The 23,967-nt window shown below is 34.3% G+C and carries 25 protein-coding genes; 19 read left to right on the forward strand and 6 right to left on the reverse strand.

The window, feature by feature from the left end:
* Positions 1-295: 295 nt before the first annotated feature.
* The 6 genes from NSQ18_RS08640 (at position 296) to zupT (ending at position 5,965) form a co-directional block, all read left to right on the forward strand.
* Positions 296-1,249, forward strand: coding sequence for an ABC transporter permease (locus NSQ18_RS08640; RefSeq protein ID WP_016838353.1), 954 nt, complete (start codon positions 296-298; stop codon positions 1,247-1,249).
* Complete coding sequence (locus NSQ18_RS08645) at positions 1,239-2,195, forward strand: iron chelate uptake ABC transporter family permease subunit (protein WP_016838352.1); 957 nt, start codon at positions 1,239-1,241, stop codon at positions 2,193-2,195. Before NSQ18_RS08640 ends, NSQ18_RS08645 begins: the two co-directional genes overlap by 11 nt.
* Positions 2,192-2,959, forward strand: coding sequence for an ABC transporter ATP-binding protein (locus NSQ18_RS08650; RefSeq protein WP_016838351.1), 768 nt, complete (start codon positions 2,192-2,194; stop codon positions 2,957-2,959). Before NSQ18_RS08645 ends, NSQ18_RS08650 begins: the two co-directional genes overlap by 4 nt.
* 205 nt (positions 2,960-3,164) lie before the next feature.
* On the forward strand, positions 3,165-4,193 hold the full coding sequence (locus tag NSQ18_RS08655) for a siderophore ABC transporter substrate-binding protein (RefSeq protein WP_339287734.1): 1,029 nt from the start codon (positions 3,165-3,167) through the stop codon (positions 4,191-4,193).
* A 233-nt stretch (positions 4,194-4,426) separates the two neighbouring features.
* Complete coding sequence (locus tag NSQ18_RS08660) at positions 4,427-5,023, forward strand: phosphatase PAP2 family protein (RefSeq protein WP_016838349.1); 597 nt, start codon at positions 4,427-4,429, stop codon at positions 5,021-5,023.
* Between the two features lie 126 nt (positions 5,024-5,149).
* Positions 5,150-5,965, forward strand: coding sequence for a zinc transporter ZupT (zupT, locus tag NSQ18_RS08665; RefSeq protein ID WP_016838348.1), 816 nt, complete (start codon positions 5,150-5,152; stop codon positions 5,963-5,965).
* 54 nt (positions 5,966-6,019) lie between these two features.
* Here the strand turns inward: zupT and thrB are convergent, their stop codons facing one another.
* Both thrB and thrC read right to left on the reverse strand, forming a co-directional pair.
* Positions 6,020-6,937, reverse strand: a complete 918-nt coding sequence (thrB, locus tag NSQ18_RS08670; protein WP_016838347.1) for a homoserine kinase — start codon at positions 6,935-6,937, stop codon at positions 6,020-6,022.
* Entirely contained in the window at positions 6,934-7,986 is a 1,053-nt protein-coding gene (thrC, locus tag NSQ18_RS08675) for a threonine synthase (RefSeq protein WP_016838346.1), read from the reverse strand. Before thrC ends, thrB begins: the two co-directional genes overlap by 4 nt.
* Positions 7,987-8,237: 251 nt before the next feature.
* Here thrC and NSQ18_RS08680 point away from each other — a divergent pair, with 251 nt between their 5' ends.
* The 3 genes from NSQ18_RS08680 (at position 8,238) to NSQ18_RS08690 (ending at position 11,604) form a co-directional block, all read left to right on the forward strand.
* Positions 8,238-9,479 carry an MFS transporter gene (locus NSQ18_RS08680; protein ID WP_016838345.1) on the forward strand — a complete coding sequence of 414 codons (1,242 nt, stop codon included), beginning with the start codon at positions 8,238-8,240 and terminating at the stop codon, positions 9,477-9,479.
* A gap of 189 nt (positions 9,480-9,668) precedes the next feature.
* On the forward strand, positions 9,669-10,529 hold the full coding sequence (locus tag NSQ18_RS08685) for a MurR/RpiR family transcriptional regulator (RefSeq protein WP_016838344.1): 861 nt from the start codon (positions 9,669-9,671) through the stop codon (positions 10,527-10,529).
* Positions 10,530-10,677: 148 nt separating this feature from the next.
* The gene (locus NSQ18_RS08690) at positions 10,678-11,604 is read left to right on the forward strand and encodes a manganese-dependent inorganic pyrophosphatase (protein WP_016838343.1); all 927 of its coding nucleotides are present in this window, start codon (positions 10,678-10,680) and stop codon (positions 11,602-11,604) included.
* 41 nt (positions 11,605-11,645) lie between these two features.
* On the opposite strand, the gene NSQ18_RS08695 is transcribed toward NSQ18_RS08690, so the two are convergent.
* Positions 11,646-13,022, reverse strand: a complete 1,377-nt coding sequence (locus NSQ18_RS08695; protein WP_339287737.1) for an FAD-dependent oxidoreductase — start codon at positions 13,020-13,022, stop codon at positions 11,646-11,648.
* 125 nt (positions 13,023-13,147) lie between these two features.
* Here NSQ18_RS08695 and NSQ18_RS08700 point away from each other — a divergent pair, with 125 nt between their 5' ends.
* Together NSQ18_RS08700 and NSQ18_RS08705 are read left to right on the forward strand one after the other, a co-directional pair.
* Positions 13,148-13,852, forward strand: a complete 705-nt coding sequence (locus NSQ18_RS08700) for a DsbA family oxidoreductase (protein ID WP_016838341.1) — start codon at positions 13,148-13,150, stop codon at positions 13,850-13,852.
* A 119-nt stretch (positions 13,853-13,971) separates the two neighbouring features.
* Entirely contained in the window at positions 13,972-14,610 is a 639-nt protein-coding gene (locus tag NSQ18_RS08705; protein ID WP_016838340.1) for an FMN-dependent NADH-azoreductase, read from the forward strand.
* Between the two features lie 136 nt (positions 14,611-14,746).
* Here the strand turns inward: NSQ18_RS08705 and NSQ18_RS08710 are convergent, their stop codons facing one another.
* Positions 14,747-15,277, reverse strand: coding sequence for a YceI family protein (locus NSQ18_RS08710; RefSeq protein ID WP_026019078.1), 531 nt, complete (start codon positions 15,275-15,277; stop codon positions 14,747-14,749).
* Between the two features lie 252 nt (positions 15,278-15,529).
* On the opposite strand from NSQ18_RS08710, the gene murB reads away from it, so the two are divergent.
* The 8 genes from murB (at position 15,530) to NSQ18_RS08750 (ending at position 21,025) form a co-directional block, all read left to right on the forward strand.
* On the forward strand, positions 15,530-16,441 hold the full coding sequence (gene murB / locus NSQ18_RS08715) for a UDP-N-acetylmuramate dehydrogenase (RefSeq protein ID WP_016838338.1): 912 nt from the start codon (positions 15,530-15,532) through the stop codon (positions 16,439-16,441).
* A gap of 134 nt (positions 16,442-16,575) precedes the next feature.
* The gene (locus tag NSQ18_RS08720) at positions 16,576-17,349 is read left to right on the forward strand and encodes an exodeoxyribonuclease III (protein WP_016838337.1); all 774 of its coding nucleotides are present in this window, start codon (positions 16,576-16,578) and stop codon (positions 17,347-17,349) included.
* A gap of 222 nt (positions 17,350-17,571) precedes the next feature.
* Positions 17,572-17,856, forward strand: coding sequence for a late competence development ComFB family protein (locus NSQ18_RS08725; RefSeq protein ID WP_016838336.1), 285 nt, complete (start codon positions 17,572-17,574; stop codon positions 17,854-17,856).
* A 128-nt stretch (positions 17,857-17,984) separates the two neighbouring features.
* Positions 17,985-18,398 (forward strand): transcriptional regulator MntR, encoded by a 414-nt coding sequence (gene mntR / locus NSQ18_RS08730; RefSeq protein ID WP_016838335.1) that lies wholly within the window; start codon positions 17,985-17,987, stop codon positions 18,396-18,398.
* A gap of 24 nt (positions 18,399-18,422) precedes the next feature.
* On the forward strand, positions 18,423-19,277 hold the full coding sequence (locus NSQ18_RS08735) for a S1-like domain-containing RNA-binding protein (protein ID WP_016838334.1): 855 nt from the start codon (positions 18,423-18,425) through the stop codon (positions 19,275-19,277).
* Positions 19,278-19,383: 106 nt separating this feature from the next.
* Positions 19,384-20,307, forward strand: a complete 924-nt coding sequence (locus NSQ18_RS08740) for a DUF1002 domain-containing protein (protein ID WP_016838333.1) — start codon at positions 19,384-19,386, stop codon at positions 20,305-20,307.
* 53 nt (positions 20,308-20,360) lie between these two features.
* Positions 20,361-20,639 (forward strand): GNAT family N-acetyltransferase, encoded by a 279-nt coding sequence (locus tag NSQ18_RS08745; RefSeq protein WP_016838332.1) that lies wholly within the window; start codon positions 20,361-20,363, stop codon positions 20,637-20,639.
* An 83-nt stretch (positions 20,640-20,722) separates the two neighbouring features.
* Positions 20,723-21,025 carry a hypothetical protein gene (locus tag NSQ18_RS08750; protein ID WP_016838331.1) on the forward strand — a complete coding sequence of 101 codons (303 nt, stop codon included), beginning with the start codon at positions 20,723-20,725 and terminating at the stop codon, positions 21,023-21,025.
* Between the two features lie 368 nt (positions 21,026-21,393).
* Here the strand turns inward: NSQ18_RS08750 and NSQ18_RS08755 are convergent, their stop codons facing one another.
* Together NSQ18_RS08755 and NSQ18_RS08760 are read right to left on the reverse strand one after the other, a co-directional pair.
* Positions 21,394-22,914 carry a succinate CoA transferase gene (locus NSQ18_RS08755; protein ID WP_016838330.1) on the reverse strand — a complete coding sequence of 507 codons (1,521 nt, stop codon included), beginning with the start codon at positions 22,912-22,914 and terminating at the stop codon, positions 21,394-21,396.
* A 347-nt stretch (positions 22,915-23,261) separates the two neighbouring features.
* Positions 23,262-23,912, reverse strand: a complete 651-nt coding sequence (locus NSQ18_RS08760; RefSeq protein ID WP_016838328.1) for a LytTR family DNA-binding domain-containing protein — start codon at positions 23,910-23,912, stop codon at positions 23,262-23,264.
* Positions 23,913-23,967: the final 55 nt, after the last annotated feature.

Below are 23,967 nucleotides of genomic sequence, written 5' to 3' on the forward strand. Positions count from 1 at the left end.
GATAGTAGAAAGTGTTTCGACTACCGCAGGAGCAAAGATTTTTAGAAAATCATGATTATGAAAAAGTGAGGGTGTCTAGAAAGTTTTCTAGACACCCATCTTTCTTATTGGGTGGAAAATAAGAATATACAGTCGGGATGTTATATAAAATAGGAGAAAACGCTGAAATACATTTGATTTTCATTCTCAATTGTATTTGATTTTTATAGTTTTTCTCTTTATAATTATATTGTACTTGGTGATGAGAATCATTTTCATTAATGAGTATAGAAAATGAGAAAATTGGGGAGCAAAAATGAGACTATGGATGTTGTTAGTGGCAGCAATTATCCTGTCACTCATTTCGCTATTCATTGGAGCAATCGATATAAAACCTACTGATTTACTAGACTGGGAATCACAAGAAACCCAAATATTTCTAATTAGTAGGGTCCCTCGATTACTTGCCATTATTTTAGCGGGTGCAGGAATGAGTATTGCTGGTTTAATTATGCAAAGTTTAAGTAGAAATAAGTTCGTATCACCTACGACAGCAGGTACTCTAGATGCAGCTAAGTTAGGGATTCTTATTTCGATTTTGTTATTCTCACAAGCTGCATATATGCAAAAAATAATTTTTAGCTTTGTGTTTGCATTTGCAGGTACGATTTTATTTATGCAAATTTTAGACCGCATTAAATTTAAAGATGCGATTTTCGTTCCCTTAATCGGTATTATGTATGGAAATATTTTATCCTCCATTACGACATTTTTTGCGTATGAAGGGGATTTGATTCAAAACATAAATACTTGGTTAATGGGTAGTTTTACACTCATTATTTCAGGACGTTATGAGCTGTTATATGTAAGTGTTCCTGCCATTATCTTGGCTTATTTATATGCGAATAAATTCACGGTTGCCGGAATGGGTGAAGACTTTGCAAAAAATTTAGGCTTAAGTTATAAAGCAGTGTTGAACCTCGGTTTAATTCTTGTTGCGACCATTTCTACGACCGTTGTATTAACAGTCGGTGTAATACCTTTTCTAGGTTTGATTGTTCCGAATATTGTCTCAATCTATATGGGGGACAACTTGCGTAAAACGATTCCACATACAATTGTACTGGGAGTTGTTTTCTTATTAGTTTGCGACATTATTGGTCGAGTAGTGGTTTATCCATACGAAATACCGGTCAATGTAACAGTTGCAGTAATTGGTAGTTTGCTCTTCTTAATTATGTTGTTTAGGGGGAGAGCATATGCGAAATAATGTTGTGAAATTAATAATATTAGCGATTATTGCAATTATTTGTATTTTACTCTATGGATTTTACGATATTAAAGGTGGATTCGATTATGCTTTCCCTCGACGTATGATGCGCGTTGGAGCAATGGTGATTACTGGTTTTGCAATCGCTTACTCAACGGTCATTTTCCAAACAATTACGCACAATCGAATATTAACACCATCGATTATGGGAATTGACTCCATGTACGAAGTGGTGCAAACCCTTATATTCTTCTTTGCAGGATCTGCATCAATCTGGGTAGTCAATCAATATTTAAACTTTTTCGCGGCGCTCGTCGCTATGATCATATTTGCTATTTTGTTATACCGTACATTATTTAGAGCAGACAAATATCCCATCTATTTGCTTTTATTAATCGGAATGATTATCGGAACATTCTTAGGTAGCTCCGTTTCATTCTTGCAAGTATTAATTGATCCAGTTGAATACTTGAGTTTACAAAACGTACTTTTCGCAAGCTTTATTAAAATTAAAGTTCAATTGTTACTTGTTGCAAGTATTATTTTAATCTCTGCCTTTATTATAGGTTTTAGAATGCTACATCAATTGGACGTTGCTACATTAGGCCGAGACAACGCTATAAATTTAGGTGTTAATTACGATCGTTTAGTGATGAATGTATTAATTTTAGCTTCAGTTCTTATTGCAACATCAACAGCATTAGTTGGTCCAATCACATTCTTTGGATTGATTGTTGCAAATCTATCCTATCAATTTTTTGTAACGTACAAGCATTCAGTTCTCATATTAGGAGCTGGTTTAATAGGTGTTATTGCGTTAGTTGGCGGGCAATTTATTGTTGAACATATTTTTGAAATGAAAACGACTTTAAGTGTCATTATTAATTTTATTGGTGGTATTTACTTTATATACTTATTACTAAAGGAAAGTAGGGCACAAGGATGATTGAAATTAAAGGGTTGACGAAAAAGTATGGTAATAAACCAGTTGTAAGTGATGTATCATTATCGATTCAACCAAAGGCTATTACTTCCTTTATTGGACCGAATGGTGCTGGTAAATCGACATTGTTGTCAATGGTTAGCAGGTTAATTGATGCCGATACTGGCGAAGTGTTATTGGACAAACAGAACGTAAAAAATTGGAAGTCTAATGAATTTGCTAAACGTGTTTCAATCCTAAGACAATCAAACTTTCTTAACGTTCGATTAACTGTAAGGGAACTTGTGTCTTTTGGACGTTATCCATATTCAAGAGGAAGACTTACACCTGAAGATGAGCAATATGTGGACCAAGCTATTGAATACATGAATTTGAAGGAAATTGAAGATAAATTTTTAGATCAATTGTCTGGTGGACAAAAACAACGAGCTTTTATTGCTATGGTTATAGCTCAAGATACAGAATATATTCTTCTAGACGAACCATTAAATAATTTGGATATGAAGCATTCTGTGCAAATTATGAAAATATTGCGCAAGCTTGTTGATGAATTGAATAAAACGGTTGTAATTGTATTGCATGATATCAACTTTGCTTCAGTTTATTCAGATTATATTGTGGCATTAAAAGACGGTAAAGTTGTGAAAAATGGGCCGACAGAGGAGATTATTAACTCAGAATCTTTACGAGAAATTTATGATATGAATATTCCAGTGCAAGAACAAAATGGTTGCCGCATTTGCGTATATTTTAATTCTCATACGTAATCATAAGAATGATTTAGAAAAGCTTAAATGCTTTTCTAAATCATTTTAAAATGTAATACTTTTTAAATCATTTAATAAAAAATGTAAAAAAGTATATTGACGAACAATAAGCTAATGATTATAATTAGAGTCAGTTATTGATAATGATTATCAATATCAAATAGTATTGAAATATAAAATATAAGGAATAGGAGAGAAAGTTATAATGAAGAACTGGAAATTATTCGCAGTTATTCTAACAATGCTTGTATTTGTTTTAGCTGCATGCGGTGGCAAAGAGGCAGAACAAAATACGGGCTCAAATACAGATGAAGGAAATACACAGGGACAAGCTCAAGAAGATGGCCGATTCCCAATGACAATTACATCTACAATTTCAGAAAGCAAAAACGAAGAAACTGGTGCAACTACTGTATTTGAAGATGTTGTTTTAGAAAAAATGCCTGAAAAAATTGTTGTATTTGACTATGGTTTCCTAGATACACTTGATGCTCTCGGTGTTGAAGGAATTGTTGGTGTTGCAAAAGATGGTACATTACCAGAACATCTTTCTAAATTTGCTGCTGACGAATATGCAAGTGTTGGTTCATTAAAAAGCCCATTACTTGAAGATATTGCTGAATTACAACCAGACGTAATCTTCATTTCTGGTCGTCAAGCAACTTTCTATGACCAATTAAAAGAGATTACTCCAAACGTAATTTTCGTTGGTACTTCTCAAGATGATTACTGGAACACATTCTTAAAATCAGTAGATATTGCAGCACAAATTTTCGATAAAGAAGAAGAAGCGAAAGAATTTTTAGCGAAATTCGATTCAAAACTTGAAGAAATTAAACAATTAGCAAGCCAATACAAAACTTCATTAGTTACAATGTATAACGAAGGTAAATTATCTGGCTTTGCTACAAATTCACGATTCGGTTATGTATATGAGATTTATGGATTTACTCCAGTAACTGAAGATATCGAAGCTTCATCTCACGGTTCAAATTTTGGTTTTGAAGCCATCTTAGAATTCGATCCAGAAGTATTATTTGTAGTTGACCGTACTGCAGCTGTAGGCGGACAATCAAACATCGAAGCTGACATGGAAAACGCAATTATCCAAAAAACACAAGCTTATAAAAACGGTAAAATCGTATACTTAGATGGTGCGCTTTGGTATTTAAGCGGTGGAGGCTTACAATCTGAACTTGCGAAAATTGATGAAATTTTAAATGAACTAAAATAATAAATCGTTTGTCCAAAAATGATCACCCATTACATCATTGGGTGATCATTTTTTTGTCTGTTAGCATTGCCTTTTGCAAATGTGATGAAATGAATCCATTATTACTGTTATTATTGCATAATATACTTTCGACTGAATTATATCTAAATTGCACAATATGTTAATAAGTAAATTTATTTTTGTTATTAAGCTTTCATAAGGGTGATTTTTAATATTTTAAGGTGGAGAAGTTGATGAATAATCGTGTATTACTTTACATTAGTGGATTGTTTACATTTATTCTCTTTATTATTTTACGTTATACTTATGACACTTCTACTATCGTTTCATTTGATCAAAACATGGAATTATTATTAAAAGGTAATAAGTTTTTCAGCTTTTTCCATTATTTTGGTGAAACTTCATTAATAGATTTTATCGCAATTATTTTATTATTCATTTTATGGTTAAAGTTCAAAAATTACAGAGGAATGTTTTTTGTGATTCTTACTATTCCGATTGGCCGATTGATTAATCATTTCGTAAAAGAATGGGTAGCACGTCCACGACCAGAAATAGCAGATCAATTGGCATCGTATAGCTTTCCATCTGGTCATGCTATGATGGGGTTATTGTATTTATTCACCATAGCTTATTTATTGTCTGAACTTACTAAAAATCATAAAAGTAAGTTGTGGTATTGGATTGGAGCATTGGTGTTAGCTATATTGACAGGATTATCAAGAGTGGCGGAGAAACATCATTTTGCAACAGATGTAATCGCTGGATGGAGTTTAGGATTTACTTGGTTTTGTATTTGTATTTTTTTGTATGAAAGTATTAAACGCTGATATAGCGTTTATTTTTTTGAAATAAGTTTTCTAAATCCACAAAATATAGATAAGGTAAAAAAAGTTGCACGAAGGAAAGTTCTGCGTATATAATAATATTAGGATATTAAAAGAAAGGATGTTCGAATGAGTAACATCATATTAGCATTTAGTCTGACCTTATTTGCAGGGTTAGCAACTGGACTTGGTGCGCTTATAGCATTTTTTACCGAGAGAACGAATAAAAAGTTTTTATCTGCTGCTTTAGGTTTTTCAGCTGGCGTAATGATATATGTATCATTAATTGAAATTTTTTTTAAAGCGAAAGATGCATTAACGGTTGCTTTAGGAGAGTCGAAAGGGTATTGGATGACGGTGATGGGATTTTTTGGAGGAATGCTATTTATCGCTATGATAGATAAATTGATTCCGAAAAAAACAAATCCTCATGAAGTAAAAACAGTAGAGGATGTTATGCAAGCAGAATTATCACCTAAGGAATTAGATGAAGCAAATTTAATGAAGGTAGGAATATTTACGGCACTTGCTATCGGTATTCATAATTTCCCTGAAGGGATTGCGACTTTTATGTCAGCGATACACGATCCGAGTGTGGGAATTGCTATTGCCATTGCCATCGCTATCCATAATATACCTGAAGGGATTGCTGTAGCTATACCGATATTTTATGCAACTGGTAAGAGGAAGAAAGCTTTTAAACTTTCCTTTTTTTCAGGACTTGCAGAGCCGATTGGTGCACTCGTTGCCTTTTTAATATTGATGCCGTTTCTAAATGACATTATGTTTGGAATAATTTTTGCAGCAGTTGCAGGAATTATGGTGTTTATTTCTCTTGATGAACTATTGCCAGCTGCGAAAAAATATGATGAGACCCACTCATCTATATACGGGGTGGTTGTGGGAATGGCGGTAATGGCGATAAGTTTAATTTTGTTGTCATAAAAGTATAACAGGAGTTGTTCTGAAGTAGGGAACTTTCGAACAACTCCTGTTTTATTATGCTTTAGAAACGCTTGATATTTCTTCAACATAAACGCCACATTGATCTGGTTTTGTCAGAATGATTTTATGTGTCGGGAATAATTCCTCCATTTTTGCAACAAATTGTTGACCTATGGAATTTGGAATTATTGAAATCATTGTTGGTCCAGCACCACTTAATGCAGTACCATACGCTCCAGCTTTTTTTGCTTCCTTGCGAATTTCATGGTAATAAGGGATAAGTTCTGCACGGAATGGCTCATGGAATAAATCAGATTCCATATATTTTCCGATGCGTTCATAATCCTTTAATACTAATGCTGCTGCGAGCATATTTGCACCAGCACTTGCTTGGACGGCATATGGTCTATGGAATGTTTTTGGCAACACATCTCTTGCTTCAGAAGTTTTTAACTTTACATTCGGAATAAATAATACAAATGATGCTTCAAGGTCATGGATGTGAATTGTATCAACATTGCCTGCTTCATCCATTGTTGAAATGGTTAATCCTCCTAATATAGAAGCAGTGGCATTGTCTGGATGGCCTTCAAACTGTGAAGATAGATTTAATTTATCTTGCACAGATAATTGAAGGTCACAAAGGAGGTTTGCAATTTCAATTCCTGCTACAATTGCTGCTGCACTACTGCCAATTCCTCGAGCAAAAGGCAGTTCACTTGTCATTTCGATACGACAGCTAGGCATTTCTCTGTTATATTGTTTTGCAGTTTCATGAGCGATTTTATAAATTAAGTGATCTTTTATTTCGAATTTTTTTGGTAACCCTTCTGATAAATGGATAATTTCCCATTCATCTTGAGGAGAAACAGTTAACTTTAAATAAAGTGATAGGCTAAGCCCTATAGAATCAAATCCCGGGCCTAAATTTGCAGTGCTTCCTGGAACTGTAATTTGCCATTTTTTACTCATACTAAACCCTCAATGTAGTTTCGAATTTCTTCCATGTTATTTTTCAAAGAAACGACTTCCACAGTCGATACATTCATAGCAGTATCAGGGTCTTTTAGCCCGTTCCCCGTAAATACAGTGACCACTGTGCTACCTTTTTCAATTTTTCCGTTATTTACGGATTTGATTACACCAGCAAGGGAAGCAGCTGAACCTGGTTCGACAAAAATTCCTTCACTTTTTGCGATTTCTTTATATGCAGCAATGATTTCTTCATCAGTAACGGAGTCGATTATTCCATTTGATTCATCGCGAGCCGCTTCAGCGAATTTCCAACTCGCAGGATTACCAATGCGAATAGCTGTCGCAACTGTTTCAGGATTGTCTATTGGTTGACCTTTTACAATGGCAGCTGCTCCTTCTGCTTCGAATCCATACATTTTAGGTAAACCACTGTTTTTTGCTTCATTATATTCTTTAAAGCCTTTCCAATAGGCAGTGATGTTACCTGCGTTACCAACCGGAATACATAAATAATCAGGGGCTTTTCCTAAAGCATCGACAATCTCAAAGGCAGCAGTTTTTTGCCCTTCGATACGGTACGGATTGACAGAGTTTACGAGCGTTACTTTTCCTTCTTCACCAATTTTACGAACGATTGAAAGAGCATCATCGAAATTTCCATCAATTTCAATGATTTTTGCACCATACATACAAGCTTGTGCTAATTTCCCAAGAGCGACTTTTCCTTTTGGAATAACGACAATTGATTGAATACCTGCGCGAGCAGCATAAGCGCTAGCAGCAGCAGATGTATTACCAGTAGATGCGCAAATAACACATTTTGCTCCTTCTTCCACAGCTTTTGCTACCGCAACGACCATTCCACGATCTTTGAAAGAGCCAGTAGGATTTAATCCTTCGTATTTTCCGTATAATTCTATGCCTAGTTTTTTAGATAAATTTCCTAAATAAATTAAAGGAGTATTTCCTTCATTCAAAGTTAATGTAGGTGTTTTTTCTGTCACAGGTAAAAATTCTTTATATTCTTCGATAAGACCTTTCCACATAGTAATATCTCCTTTTGTTTTCGCTGGATGAACATATGTTTTTATATAAAAGACATTTTAGCGCACAATAATAGTATATTTCAATAGAAAACGAAAAATTTAAAATATTATATACACAAATTATTTTATCATTTTTATTAAACACAAGATAAATAATTACAAAAATAAATCAAATATAATACTTGCTAATAATAGTGAATGGGTTTAATGTAATAATATCATCTAAATTGTAAAGACAGGTGAAATAACAGATGGATAATAAGTTGTTGCAATCCAAGAAAGCCCGGACCATCTCTCGCAATAAATTGTTGGGGGTTGCTGGTGTCGGATGGTTATTCGATGCAATGGATGTCGGAATACTTTCATTTATTATTGCAGCACTAGCGGTAGATTGGGGTCTTTCCTCCAATGAAATGGGCTGGATTGGAAGTGTCAACTCTATTGGGATGGCCGTAGGAGCTTTTCTATTCGGATTGCTGGCAGATAAAATAGGAAGAAAAACCATTTTTATTGTAACACTATTGGTTTTCTCCATTGCAAGTGGTATATCGGCATTTACAACGACATTAGCTGCGTTTTTAATTTTACGATTTATTATTGGTATGGGACTTGGTGGTGAACTTCCTGTTGCTTCTACATTGGTTTCAGAAAGTGTACCAGCTAAAGAACGTGGTCGGGTAGTTGTATTGTTAGAAAGTTTTTGGGCATTCGGATGGTTGTTAGCTGCAATCATTGCTTACTTTGTTATTCCAAGTGATATATGGCCAATTGCCGGTTGGAGAGTGGCATTAATCATAACAGCTATACCAGCATTATACGCGGTATTTATTCGTTTGCATTTACCTGACTCTCCTCAGTTTGCCGCAAAACCTGAGGCGAAAAAACGCACTATTTTTCAAAATATAAGTGGTGTATGGTCAAAAAAATATGCGAAGTCTACCCTTATGCTTTGGGTTCTGTGGTTTTCCGTTGTATTTTCTTACTATGGAATGTTTTTATGGCTTCCAAGTGTTATGGTAGGAAAAGGCTTCAGCTTAATCTCTAGCTTTAAATATGTCTTGATTATGACCCTAGCTCAACTACCAGGTTATTTTACTGCTGCATGGTTTGTAGAAAAGATTGGGCGAAAATTTGTATTAGTTACTTATTTATTAGGAACAGCTGCAAGTGCTTATGTGTTTGGACAAGCAGAATCCATTACAGTGCTATTAATTTCGGGAATTCTTTTATCCTTCTTTAACTTAGGTGCTTGGGGAGCTTTGTATGCTTATACACCGGAACAATATCCATTAGTAATTCGTGGAACTGGCGCAGGGATGGCAGCAGCAATTGGACGGATTGGAGGCATTTTTGGTCCTTTGCTTGTAGGGTGGTTGCGTACGGCAGGATTTGATTTCGGATTTATTTTTGCTGTATTTTGCATTTCGATTGTAATTGGTGTAGCGGCAGTTGTTTTTTTAGGACAAGAAACAAAACAAATGGAACTAGAGTAAATAAATTGAAGGAAGCTTTTTTAAGAACAAAAAGCTTCCTTATAAGTTTGACAATTTAATGAATTTACTTAGTTACTCTTGAATATTTTTCTGAAAACTCATTGTATTCAATCATTATACATGCTAACCTACTTTCTATAATATTGCATACATTAAAGTAATTTCATGAAGGAGGAATTCATTAAGAAAATGGGCTTTTGTGATGAAGTGAAAAAACGCTTTATCCGACTTTCAAGGGGACAACGTAAAGTAGCGCAGTTTGTTATAGAAAATCCGAATGTAGTTGCTACTCATATTGCCTCTGAAGTAGGAAAAATCATCGGTGTAAGTGAGTCAACAGTGATTCGGTTTTGTTATGCAATGGATTTATCTGGCTATAGTGAACTGCAAGATAGAATTCGAAAGGATTTATTAGAATCGAAACATGTTTCGGCTGGCGAACAATTATCCATTGGAAAAAAACATGAATATTTATTCAGTGAAATAATGAATCGGGATGTAACGAGTATTTTAAATACAATACAATGTATTGATGCAGAAAGCTTTGAAAAAGCCACAATTTATTTACATGAAGCAGGGATCATTTATACGTTAGGTTATAGACAGTGCGCTCCATCTACATGTTATTTAACTTCAATGTTAGAAAATTTCGGAAAAAAGGTTACTCAAATCAAATTTAATGTTGAAGATATTGTAAACCAAATAAATAGAATGGATACAGATTCAGTATTGTTTGTAATCGCTTTAGATTCGGTATTAGAAGATATATTAACAATTGTTAAATTAGCGAAAAATAAAAAGGTCAAAATTATTGCTATAACAAATTCTTCCATATCCCCTGTACGTGATTATGCAAATATCAGTTTTGTTGCAGGGGCTCAAAAACAAGTTGCTTTAGAAGCAAATACCGCAGCTAATTCCCTTGTACACGCTCTCGTCGAAGGCATGACTCTACATAATAGAAATTATTATAAAAAATTTTTAAATTTAAATGCTCAATTAGATGATAGTCTCCAATTTTTAGAAAAACGAACGTTAACAATGAAATAGTGATACTTAAATGTTCGTAAAACTTTGAATTTTTCGAAAATATTTTTGTTTTTCATAAATTTTATGTGATATGTTACGTTTTTCTATTATAAGGAAGTTATGATAAAATAGACACGGACTATACACAAATTTAGGAGGAACTATTTGAATGAGCAAAGTAGTAGTTTTCGGACATAAAAACCCTGATACAGATTCGATTACATCCGCAATCGTTTATGCTTATTTAAAACAGCAACTCGGAGTAGATGCAGAAGCGGTAAGACTTGGTGAAATTAATAATGAAACAAAATATGCTTTAGAAAAGTTCGGTTTCGAGCCGCCAAGACTTATTTCAAATGTTGCAGAAGAAACTAGTGAAGTGATTTTAGTTGACCACAATGAGCGCCAACAATCTGCAGACGGAATTGAAAACGTAAAAATTTTAGAAGTTATTGACCACCACCGTATTGCAAACTTTGAAACGGCTGATCCGTTATATTATCGCGCAGAACCAGTTGGATGTACGGCAACGATTTTAAATAAAATCTTCAAAGAAAAAAATATTGAAATTCCTTCAAACATTGCTGGTTTAATGCTTTCAGCCATCATTTCTGATACGCTTCTATTCAAATCTCCTACTTGCACGGAAGAAGATGTACAAGCAGGTAAAGAGTTGGCTGAAATTGCAGGAGTGAATGCGGAAGAATACGGTCTTTCGATGCTAAAGGCTGGTGCGGATCTTTCAGATAAATCTATAGAAGATTTACTTTCTTTAGATGCAAAAGAATTTACTTTTGGCACAGTGAAATCCGTTGTTGCTCAAGTGAATGCAGTTGATGTGAATGATGTGTTGAACCGTAAAGAAGAATTAGTAAGTTTACTGAATAAGAATGTTGAAGAAAAAGGTTTAAACTTATTCTTCTTCTTCATTACTGATATTTTAAACAACGATTCCGTAGCAATAGTAGCAGGAAATGCTGCTCTAGATGCAGCAAAAGCATTCGGTAAGGAATTAGTGGATAACCAATTCGATTTACCAGGAGTAGTTTCACGTAAAAAACAAGTAGTTCCTGTGTTGACAGATGCATTAAGTTAATAATAGACGGTGTTCAAGGTAAATCCTTGACACCGTTTTTTTTATTCCAAAGATAGTGGATATACTGCTGGTCCTTCAATGACGTTGCCAAACTTATCGAATCGTGAACCGTGGCAAGGGCAATCCCACGTTTCATCCGCCTCATTCCATTGGGTTTTACAACCTAAATGGGTGCATTTTGGAGCTTCAATTCGCATTAAATAACCTTCTGCGAGATTTGATACTGTAAAGCCAATTGCCTTCAACATTCGCATAAAAGTTTTTCCGAACATATTTCTCGAAGGACTATAAAGATATTGGGCAGGGTGTTGGCCTTCCGTAATTTGTGTCGAAATTATTTCACCTGCAACAAGCGAGTTGGAAAGCCCCCATTTCCGATAACCAGTAGCGATATATATACGCGGTTCACTTTCTGAAATGCGTCCTACGTAAGGAATATAATCTGCTGTATTTGGATCTTGTGCACTCCATAAATATTCAGGTTTAGGCAAATCGAAAGTTGACATAAGTTCTTTTTCTAACATTTCATAATAAAATTGTGTGTTTTGGACAGCACCTGCAACATGGGAGCTACCTCCGAAAATGAAGTATGGTTGATGATCAATTAAAGCTGTTCGAATTGTTCGGGAAGATTGATCGGTAGATAAATATTGGCCTTTCAATATCTCCGCAGTTTTGGTTGCCATTAAATAAGAACGGTCAATAGATAATTTGGCGATTTGCAGCCCCTTTATTGCCTCGATTGGATAATGGGTTGCAAGCACAATTGATTTGAAGTTTACTTCAAAATGATTCTCCGTTAAAAGGCGATTTTCATCAATAATTAATTTTGTTACCCTTGTATTTACAAATAGTTTTGCTCCCGCTTTTAATGCTAATTTTGCAAAATGATTCGTAAATTTCGTCGGATGGATTTGATAGGTATTTTCCATTTTTAATGCAGTGATAACATCAAAAGGCAGTTCAGTATCAGTTGTTTCGGTTCCTTGTATACCTATTTTCTTGTAAGCCTCTATTTCTTTCTTGATTTTTTCCGCACCCTGTTCTGTTGTTGCATATAAATAAGAATCAACTCGTTGGAATGTATCCGCTGTTGCATCATGAAGTGCGTTTTCAATAGCCGTTGCATTGGCATCATAATAGGTGCGCACTTCTTCTTCATTAAAAGTGTTCAGTAATAAATCATAAACTGCACCATGTTGGGGAGTTAGTTTTCCCGTAGAGTGACCTGTTGTACCATTCGCAACAGAAGATTTCGCTTCTAGCAAAACAACATCTATCCCTTTATTTGCAAGAAGATAGGCAGTATAGACCCCTGTTAATCCACCGCCAACTATACATACATCGCAGTTCAGGGAAGCGGATAATGATGTTAAAGATAAAGGGGTTACATTATGTAACCAAAGCGAATTCTGCATGAAAATCCCCCTAAAAATGTGTTTTTTACGAGTATGTAAAAAAAATCATTACATTATTCAGTAGGAGCATATATTTTGTTGTTTTAAGAGGATACAAGTAAAATAGCGAAAAAGGAGGAAAAGAAATGAAAGTAGAAGTTTGGTCAGATTTCGTTTGTCCATTTTGTTATATCGGAAAGAAGCAGTTGGAGAAAGCAATTCAAGATACAGGGTATTTTGGACAAGTGGAAGTAGAATTAAAAAGCTTTTTATTAGATCCTACAACATTAGAAGATTCGGATGAGTACATTTATGAGCATCTATCAAAAAAATATGGGATGCCGATTGATGAAGTAATGAAAATGACAAACAGTGTTGTACAGCGGGCGAATGAAGTAGGACTTCAATATAATTTTGATGAACTAAAAACAGCAAATACTTTAAAGGCTCATCGATTGTCAAAATGGGCTTATTCAAAAGGAAAAGGTATAGAGTTCAGTGAACGGGTATTCCATGCGTATTTCATTGAAGGGAAAGCTATTGGAAAAGAAGATGTGTTAATCAAATTGGCAGAAGAAGTTGGACTTGAGAGTAAAGAAGTAGAAGAAATATTGAAGAGCAATCGATTTTCTGAAGAAGTCGAAAAAGATATTCAACAAGCTCAAATTTACGGTATTCAGGGTGTTCCATTTTTTGTATTTGAAAACAAATATGCAATCTCAGGAGCACAACCTCAAGAGTTATTTGAGCAGACAGTAAAGAAAGTAGCTGAAGAAAAGGGATTAAAACCATCATTACAAATGCTCGGCGGAGACGGAGATATTTGCTCGGATGGACATTGCGATATTTAATTTCAGCCAAAAGTATGAGTGTTATTTGCTTGATAAAATGAATCCCCCCTTTTATACTTGATTTTATGAATCTTGAATTTGAGATGTTTTAAATTAAAGAAAGGGAGCATATATACATCATGAAAAATGTGTTAGTAATTAAAGCAAATAACCGTCCAGACGGAATTTCAACAAAAATGTTTGAAACATATATTGAAGAAGCGAAGAAAATTGAAAATATTAATCTAAAAATATACGATGTTTTCGAAGAAGATATGCCATATTTCGGTCAACAATTATTCGATGCATTGGCAAAACAAAACGAAGGTAAAGAATTAACGGAATCAGAGTCTCGTTTACTAGCTGCGAAGAAAAAAGCGATGGATTTAGTAAAAGAAGCAGAAGTAATCGTTGTTGCTTTCCCATTATGGAATTTAACAATTCCTGCACCTTTACACACATTCATTGACTATATTTATCAAGCAGGATTTATGTTTAAATATAATGAAAAAGGGCAACTAGTACAGTTATTAACAGATAAAAAATTCGTCATTTTGAACGCACGAGGTGGATATTACTCATCACCAGAAGCTCAACCTATGGAAATGAGTGTAAATTATATTAAAAATGTTCTTGGGAATATTGCGGGAATGGAGCTTCTTGATGAAGTGATTATTGAAGGCCATAACGCTGAACCAAATCGAGCAAATGAAATAATTGAAGCAGGTTTAGAACAAGTAAAAGCTTCTGTTCAAAAACTAGTACCAGTAGCAGTTTAAAAGGAAAAGAGGTGCCTGGAGTGATTTCAAGGCACCTCTTTATTGTATATAAATGTATGGACGCTTCAATATGTATTTATTAAAAATGTTTATCTAATCCACTATGTTTCTTAAATAGATTTAGATTTATAAAACACTATAGTATTGGATAAATTTCAAATTCCGCATTAACATCTACTAATTCTCCAATTAGAAGTCCTCCAGATTCTAACCTTGCATTATAAGTTAAGTCAAAATCTTTTCTGTTGATTTTCGCTGCTGCTGAAAATCCATATGTATCTTGTCCCCAAGGGCTTTTAACATGTCCTTTATAAGTCGTTTCAAAGATCACAGGTTTTGTTACTTCTTTTATTGTCATATCACCATGTATGTAAAATTTATTATGATCGATTTGTTCTATGCTTGTTACGTTATAAGTGATTTTTGGATATTTATCCGCATAAAAAAACTCGTTTGAAGTTAAATGTTGATCTCTCAATAAATCGTTTGTTGAAATACTGGCTACATCAATTTCTATACTAATGTTTGCATTTATTAAATCTTCAATTGAATCTGCTTCGATTTCCGCATGATAAGAATTAAAGTGGCCTATTACATTTGCTATCATCATATGTTTTACAGAAAAAGTGATGGAAGAGTGGGAAAAATCTACAGCAAACTTTTTCATTTTTTCACCTGCTTTCAACATTCTTATTTTCATAATAGTTTATTATAATGTTAGAGACAATACTTGGAAGTATTATTTATAGTCTAAACTTTTATAACTAATGGAAAACATGGTACACTTATCGAGGAAAGATTTATGTTTTGAAAAGTTGGAAAATAATCGTAAAATTCTTGCAATTAAAGCATATATTTGCTTGTCAAAAAGTATACAATTACAGATACAAGGTTTAATACAGGAAAGGAATATGCTTTTATGACAATTGAACAATGGGTTAAGGATTTATCTGGGGTTACAAATAAAGAAAATATAAAAATAAACGAATCGTTAAAAAAATATACAATGACACAACTTGGAGGAAATGCTGATATATTAGTCATGCCGGAGACGGAAGAGGAAGTTGAGGCAATTGTACAGTATACGTATAACCATCAAATTCCGTTGTTAATTTTAGGAAATGGTTCTAACATGATTGTTCGTGACGGTGGCGTTCGTGGAATTGTAATGAATTTATCGAAACTCAATCAAATAAAAATTGAAGGAACCGAAGTGTATGCACAAAGTGGAGCACTTATTATGGATGTTTCCAAAAAAGCAGCAGAAGCAAGTTTAACAGGCTTAGAATTTGCTTGTGGAATTCCAGGTTCAGTAGGTGGAGCAATGGCGATGAACGCCGGTGCTTACGGTGGAGAAATCAATGACATCATCGTTCATTCCACAGTACTAACTAGGGAAGGAAAGCGTCTTGTATTATCAAAAGAAGAATTGGAATTAGGTTATCGAAAAAGCATTATAGCTCAGAAGAACTATATTGTGCTTTCATCATTATTCCGACTAGAAAAAGGTAATAAAGAAGAAATTGATGCAAAAATTGCAGATTTGACTTATAAACGACAATCTAAACAGCCGTTAGAATATCCTTCAGCAGGAAGCGTATTTAAACGCCCACCAGGTTATTTTGCTGGAAAATTAATTCAAGATAGTGGTCTTCAAGGAAAAGGGGTTGGCGGAGCAGAAGTTTCTACAAAACATGCTGGATTTATTATTAATAAAGGAAACGCAACTGCGACGGATTATATAGAAACAATCAAAATGGTCCAAAAAGTTGTAAAAGAAAAATTTGGTGTTGAGCTAGAACTTGAAGTGAAAATTGTTGGAGAAGATTAATGTCCAAGATAAATCATTGGAAATTTCCCAATTGAATCTTTATTATTCATAGGGAGGCAGCAACCTTCATTAAAAAGGTTGCTTCTCCCTTATTTTGCTTTTCTTTAAATTTTTCATACATAGTAGGTGGGAAAGTGAAATTTATTTCGTGGAATGTTAATGGAATACGAGCTTGTTTAAAGAAAGGATTTTTAGACTACTTTAATAGAATGGATGCAGATTTTTTTTGTATTCAAGAAACGAAATGTCAAGCGGGACAAGTAGAGCTGCCGCTAAAAGGATATTATCAGTATTGGAACTATGCAGAGAAAAAGGGGTATTCAGGAACAGCAGTTTTTACGAAGCATAAACCTCTCTCCGTAAAATATGGAGTCGGAGAAATGGATTCTGAATCAGAAGGCAGAATTATTACATTAGAATACGATTCATTTTATTTAGTAAATGTGTATACACCAAATTCACAGAGGGATTTAGCAAGATTGGATAAACGATTGCAATGGGAAGATGATTTATTCGATTATTTGAAAGCGTTAGATCGTAAGAAGCCTGTTATTTATTGTGGAGATTTAAATGTTGCTCATCAAGAAATTGATTTAAAAAATGCCAAATCCAATATCGGAAATTCTGGGTTTACCTTTGAAGAAAGGGAAAAAATGACAAGATTATTATCAGAAGGTTTTACTGATACGTTTCGATATTTATATCCAAACCGAACAGATGCATATACTTGGTGGTCCTATATGAATAAAGTAAGAGAACGAAATATTGGATGGCGTATCGATTATTTTATCGTTTCAGATTTGATTGTCGATGCGATCATAAATAGTGAAATACATTCTGAAATTTTAGGAAGTGACCACTGTCCAATTGTTTTGGAATTAAATGAAAATTTATTAGTTCATAAATAATAGGCAATTATCAATAATAGATATCCCTACTAAAGATATAGCATTCAGGATAAAATGTAAAAATGTTAATAAAAATGGCAAATTTTGAAATAATTATACAAGATGAAATTGTATTTATATGGGATTATTATGAAAAAATAACTTGATACTATTGAGTATTTTGTTCTATCCGTTTATAGTATTAATTAATAAAAGTATAGTTTGAACGGAGAGAAAAAATAAATGTCACAACTAAGATTAGTGAATGTAATGGAAGAAATAGTAAGTGGACTTGTTCGTTATTTTTTACGAAGTGTGGAATATCAAACATTCTGTAATTGTGAAGAATGCGAATTAAATATAGTGGCAAATGTGTTAAATAATTTGCCTACATATTATGTGGTTTCTTTAAATGCTCGAGAAGAAGCGTTTAACGAATTAAAGGACTCAAGAAATATAGAAAACATTAATAAGGAAATCATACGTGCTATTCATGCAGTGGGCAAAAGAAGGGGTCATGTAGAGTAATGATGTCCAAAAAGTTGAAAACTAAACTTTTTGGACATTTTTGTTTGATTCTTTTGCCGTTAAAAGTTACATTTTTTAGTTACATTGTAGTAAACTGAATATGATAGACGAAAGTGAGGGGTCGTGTTATGCCAACACCTAGTATGGAAGATCATATCGAACAAATATATTTATTAATTGAAACAAAAGGATATGCCCGGGTGTCTGACATAGCTGAAGCTTTATCGGTTTTACCTTCCTCCGTAACAAAAATGGTGCAGAAACTAGATAAAGACGGTTATTTGGTATATGAAAAATACAGAGGGTTAACACTTACACCAAAGGGAGAAAAGCTTGGGAAGCGACTTGTTAAAAGACATGAACTTCTTGAGCAATTTTTAAGACTCATTGGTGTTGATGAAGATAAGATTTATGAAGATGTGGAAGGGATTGAACATCATTTAAGTTGGAATTCAATCGACCGCATCGCAGATTTAGTTCAATTGTTAGAAGAAGATGAGGAAATTGTAAAAAAGCTTGAAAAAATGAAACAACAACCATAATTTATTGGCGGAAGGGAAGCAATAATGAAAGATTTAAAAGCTGGTCAAGTAGTAGAGCTAACAGTCCTAGAGAAAGCTGGTTCAAGGTGGATACTGACAAATGGTGAACTAGAAATCCCACTTAATAGTTCTGAAGTAGCTACCCCTCTCACAGTAGGAGATCGTATAAAGGTATTTTTATATGCGAATCGCCGTGGGGAGTTATTAGCGACAACAATGGTACCGCATATTATTCAAGGAGAATATGGATGGGCAAAGGTATTAAAAATCTCGAATGAAGGTGCTGTTGTAGATATCGGCTCAACTCGGGAAGCCCTTGTGAAAGCAGAAGATTTACCAAAAATTCGTTCTTTATGGCCTAAGGCAGGAGATCACTTATTTATTACGTTGTATACAAATCGAAAGGGCGAATTGTTTGGGCGTCTCATAACAGAAGAAAAGGTAAGTGAGTTGTACGAAGAGGCTTCTGAAAAATTGTTTAATAAAAATATAATGGCTCGAGCTTATCGGCTATTGCCAGTAGGTTCGTTTTTATTAGGTATAGATCATCCTTATCGAATATTTGTACACCATAGTGAAATGGAATCTGAACCAAGGCTAGGGCAAGACGTAGAAGTTCGGATTATTGCTGTCAAGGAAGATGGAACAATGAATGGTTCCATGCTACCTCGCAGTCACGAAAGACTCAGCAATGATGCTGAGAAGATTTATGAGTACCTACAAAGTGTAGGAGGAAAGATGCCTTTTAGCGATAAGTCGACTCCGGAAGAGATTTATGCAATGTTTGATATGAGTAAAGGTGCATTTAAACGAGCTTTAGGTGTGCTCATGAAACAAAAAAAAGTAAAACAAGAAGATGGTTGGACGGAAATAATTTAATGCTTCTATGAATAGACACAAAAGGACAGTACGGAAACCTTTTGTGTTTTTTATTCGTACTAATTATGAGCAAACCTGAAGTTTAGGTTTGAAAGGAGAATTATGAATGAAGAAATGGTTGTCAATCATAGCTGGTTTGTTTTTCATGTTCAGTACGCTTATGCCTGGACAAGCATTAGCCACTCCTAAAACGATTAACGAAAAACTAGGTGTTCCAATAGTGGTTTATGGTGCAAACCTTTCAGATACTGAAAAAGAAGTGGTACGAGAAGTATTAAGAGTAGATGAAGAACAAGAAGTAGATGAAATCATCGTTTCCGGTCAAGACTTAGTAAAATACATTAGTAATAGTAATCCAAATGCTCGCATGTATTCTTCAGCCAAAATTACTCGAGAAGAAGAGGGGAAAGGCCTTACAGTCAGCATCGTAACGCCGGAAAATATAACAGAAGTGACATCTGAAATGTATGCGAATGCCATGTTGACGGCGGGCCTAGAAGATGCAACAGTGGAAGTAGCCGCTCCAAAGCCAGTAACGGGACATTCAGCCCTTGTTGGAATTTACAAAGCATATGAAGTAAAAACAGGAGAAACATTAGATATTGAAAGAACAGATGTTGCAAACGAAGAATTATATGTCGCAACAGAACTTGCTGATAACGCAAATATTAGCGATGAACAAGTTGCGCAGTTATTAACGGAGATTAAAAAGCAAATTGCTGAAATTGATCCACAAACAAGGGAAGAAGTGGAGAAAATAGTAACAGATCAATTATCAAAATTACAAATTGAGTTAAGTGATGCTGATAGACAAATGTTGATTGATTTAATGGACCGAATTCGACAGCTGGATATTGATTTTTCAAAATGGGCAGATCAATTGTCAAACATCAGTTCAAAGATTGAAGAAAAGTTTGGAAATCTTCTGCATGATGAAGGATTTTGGGAAAAAGTGAAAAACTTCTTTAGTAAATTAATCGAAACAATTTCCTCATGGTTCTCATCTTCTGAAGAACAGGAAGCAAACTAAATTACAATGCATGTTCCCTATGATATAGTAATTCAAAAAGGGGTGGAATGTTTATGGAATTCAAACTTGTTGAAAGAGGGACGAACTACTTTGCTTTTGAGTATGAAAAAGATGGGAAAATGTTAGCAGAAATTACGTGGAATCAGCATGATGGAATAATGGATATGACGCATACCTTCGTTTCACCAGAGCTTCGTGGGCAAGGTGTCGCGAAAAAATTATTAGAACGGGCAGTGGAATATGCGAGGGAACATCAATATAAAATGAATCCTATATGCTCTTACGTCGTGAATGAGTTTCGTAGTGGTGTATATGATGATGTAAAAGCGTAAAAGATAAGTGACATAAGAACATTATGTTTTTATGTCACTTTTTTTATTGTCAGTAAGAAAAGAAAATGAAAGGAGTTATTTCCATGGCAAAAGGGAAAGGTGTTGTATTGACTGCATTTGTAGCAGGTGTAGCAGCATTTCTCAGCAAAAAAGAAAATCGAGATAAAACGATGAAGATGATAAAAAATATGAGGACAACATTCTCGAAGGAAACTGACTTTGGTGAAAAGCGTTATAGCAAAAATAATAATAATGATTTAAAAGAAATTGCTGAAACGGCTGCAGATGATACTGAAACAAAAATTAGAGAAAACAATATGATTGCAGAAAGTGGCCTACAAACGGCGGTTATTTATTATAACGAAAACAATCAAGAAGTTAGATAACTATTTTAGTGCAAGGTTGGGATAACGAACTCAAAAGAAAAATGGTCGCAGTAGCGACGAGAATTGTGGAAACTTGTTTTGACTACCACAGGAGCAAATCATAAAATAATTTGAGGATGTCTAGAATATTTTCGGCTTTCTAGACACCCCCCAATCGGCCATTTTATTTAGCGCGGTGTTATTGTCCCAACCTTGCAATTGTTTATGCTTTATTATCAATCTGTTTTCTTTAAAGCCCATCATAATACATATTGATAGTTTGGAAATTTTCTTAATATGTGGAAGCTTTGAACGTATTCGATTGATGTAATGTTCTAAAAAAATAGCACAAACCAATGATTAGTTTGTGCTATTAATAAAATCATACATTATTTTACTTCTACTTCTTTTTTCATCGTGTTGTTTTTCAATAGGTTCACGTGCCAGCTTAATGCTTCCTCTAAAATATGAGGAGTTTGAACATTTCCGTATTTTTCTACTGCTCGATGATAATAATCCCAAAGTTGATCTTTGAAATCTGGATGCGCACAGTTTTCAATGATTAACGGCACTCGTTCTTTTGGCGCTAGACCACGTAAGTCAGCGATACCTTGTTCAGTTACGATGATGTCCACATCATGTTCAGTATGGTCATGGTGTGAAACCATTGGAACGATGGATGAAACTGCTCCACCTTTTGCATAAGATTTTGTTACGAAAATAGTTAGACGAGCGTTACGAGCAAAGTCTCCAGAACCACCGATACCGTTCATCATTTTTGTTCCAGCTACGTGAGTAGAGTTCACGTTACCGTAAATATCTACTTCAAGTGCAGCGTTAATAGAAATTAATCCGAGGCGACGAACGATTTCTGGGTGGTTAGAAATTTCTTGAGGACGCAAGCAAATTTTATCTATATATTTTTCAATGTTGCCATATACTTTTTGCTGTGCTTCAGCAGTTAAAGTAATGGATGTTGCAGATGCAAAGTTTACTTTTCCAGCGTCGATCAAATTAAATACAGCATCTTGTAAACATTCAGAGTAAACTTGTAAATTTTCAAATTCAGATTCTTTAAAGCCGTCTAAAACAGCATTTGCTACAGATCCAACTCCAGATTGAATCGGCATTAATTGGTTTGTTAAACGTCCAGCTTTAATTTCAGAACGGAAGAAGTCTAATAATAAATTTGCCATTCTTTGTGTTTCTTCATCTGGATCAACGATTAGTGAAGGAGCATCTGGCTCTTCAGAAATGACAATTGCTTTAATTTTCTCTGGGTTAACGCGAATTCCTTTTTCACCGATTCGTTGGTTTGCATTTGTTAAAGGAATTGGTTCACGCTCACCTTGAGGACCAGGAATATAAATATCATGAATACCAATTAAAGTTTCTGGATGGGAAATATTTAATTCAAGAATGATATTTTCAGCGTATTGTGCAAAAATTGGTGCGTTACCTACAGATGTAGTTGGAATAAGTAATCCATCTTCAGTAATTGCACAAACTTCAATAATTGCATATTGAATTGGACCGATAATTCCTTGACGTACTAACTCAGCATTGTGTGAAAGGTGTGCATCTACATATAGAATGTCACCTTTGTTGATCAAATTACGCATTGCTCTTTCGCCTTGGTAAGGTCCACGTTTACGAATAACGCCAGCTTCTGCAAGGTAATGGTCTACTTCAGGTCCAAGTGAAGCACCAGTATATACATCAATTTTGAATTGTTCTTTTTTTGCTCGTTCAACAAGAGCCATAGGAACAACTTTCGCATCCCCTGCACGTGTAAAACCACTCATGCCGACTACTGCACCATCTGGGATAAGGGCAGCTGCTTCTTCGGCAGATACAATACGTTCTTTTAATTGTGGTATACCAATTCTTTTTTCAATGATTGAATTCATATAATCCTCCCCTTTATTGATGTTCGTGTTGAACAGAGAAAAAAGCTTGTAAGAATTTTCAGTATATTGAGCGAGTAACGTTGCCATGCTCAAGAATACATTAATAATAGCACTTCTTTGTCACACAATCTTCAAATGTTGCATGAAAATGCTTAATTATCGTTTGAACGAGAAAATACGAGATTTTTCGACAAAAAATTATTTTAGAAAATTAAAAAACTATATAAATATGTTGGTTGATATAAAAAAACGCCGCTTTCTCAAAGGAAAACGGCAATTTTATTTAAAAAATTTATATGATGAAATTGCTGCAAAGTATGTGCCAAAACACTTTCGTTAGCGAAATATTAGAAACCTAATGAACGACGGAAGTAGCTTGCATATCTTTGGCTTACAGGAATTCTAGTACCATCTTTCATAACTAAAAGGAATGTTGAATGGGAATCAGGTTGAATTTCATCAATATAATCGATGTTTACGATATATGAACGATGGCAACGAATAAAATGGTCGTTGGATAGGAACAGTTCAAGATCGCTTAGATTTAAACGATGGAATCCTTCTTTATCCATTGTTTTTACGAAAGTTTTGCGAAGTTGAGTTTCTAAATAAACAACTTCATTATGTTTAATTGGATACCAGCAATCATCAACTTTGATTGTAATGTAGTTTGTTAAAAAAGGTGATGGCTTTTGAGGGAAAATAGCAGTGACAGCCCCTTTAATTTCTCCTTCAGTAATTAAAGGGATACTCATACCATAGTAAGGAACGCCAAAAACATCGGATTCAATGTAAGTGTTGATTTTTTTACCATATTGTATTGCTTTATATGCAGCAGAACCTTCTTTAATTGGGTCGCCAGGTTTAATTTTTAAGTCCACATGTTTACTTGGCTGATAATATATATATTCTTTAGTATCTGAAATAGCGATGGATGTATTTTCAGGGAAGAATTCTTTAATGACATCCATAATTTCTTCTATTTCTTTTGGATCCACTCTAAAACACCTCGTTTGTCCACATTTATAATTTTAATAATTTCTATTTTACTAC

It is taken from the genome of Ureibacillus sp. FSL K6-0786 (genome assembly GCF_037965165.1).
Taxonomy (GTDB): domain Bacteria; phylum Bacillota; class Bacilli; order Bacillales_A; family Planococcaceae; genus Ureibacillus; species Ureibacillus thermosphaericus.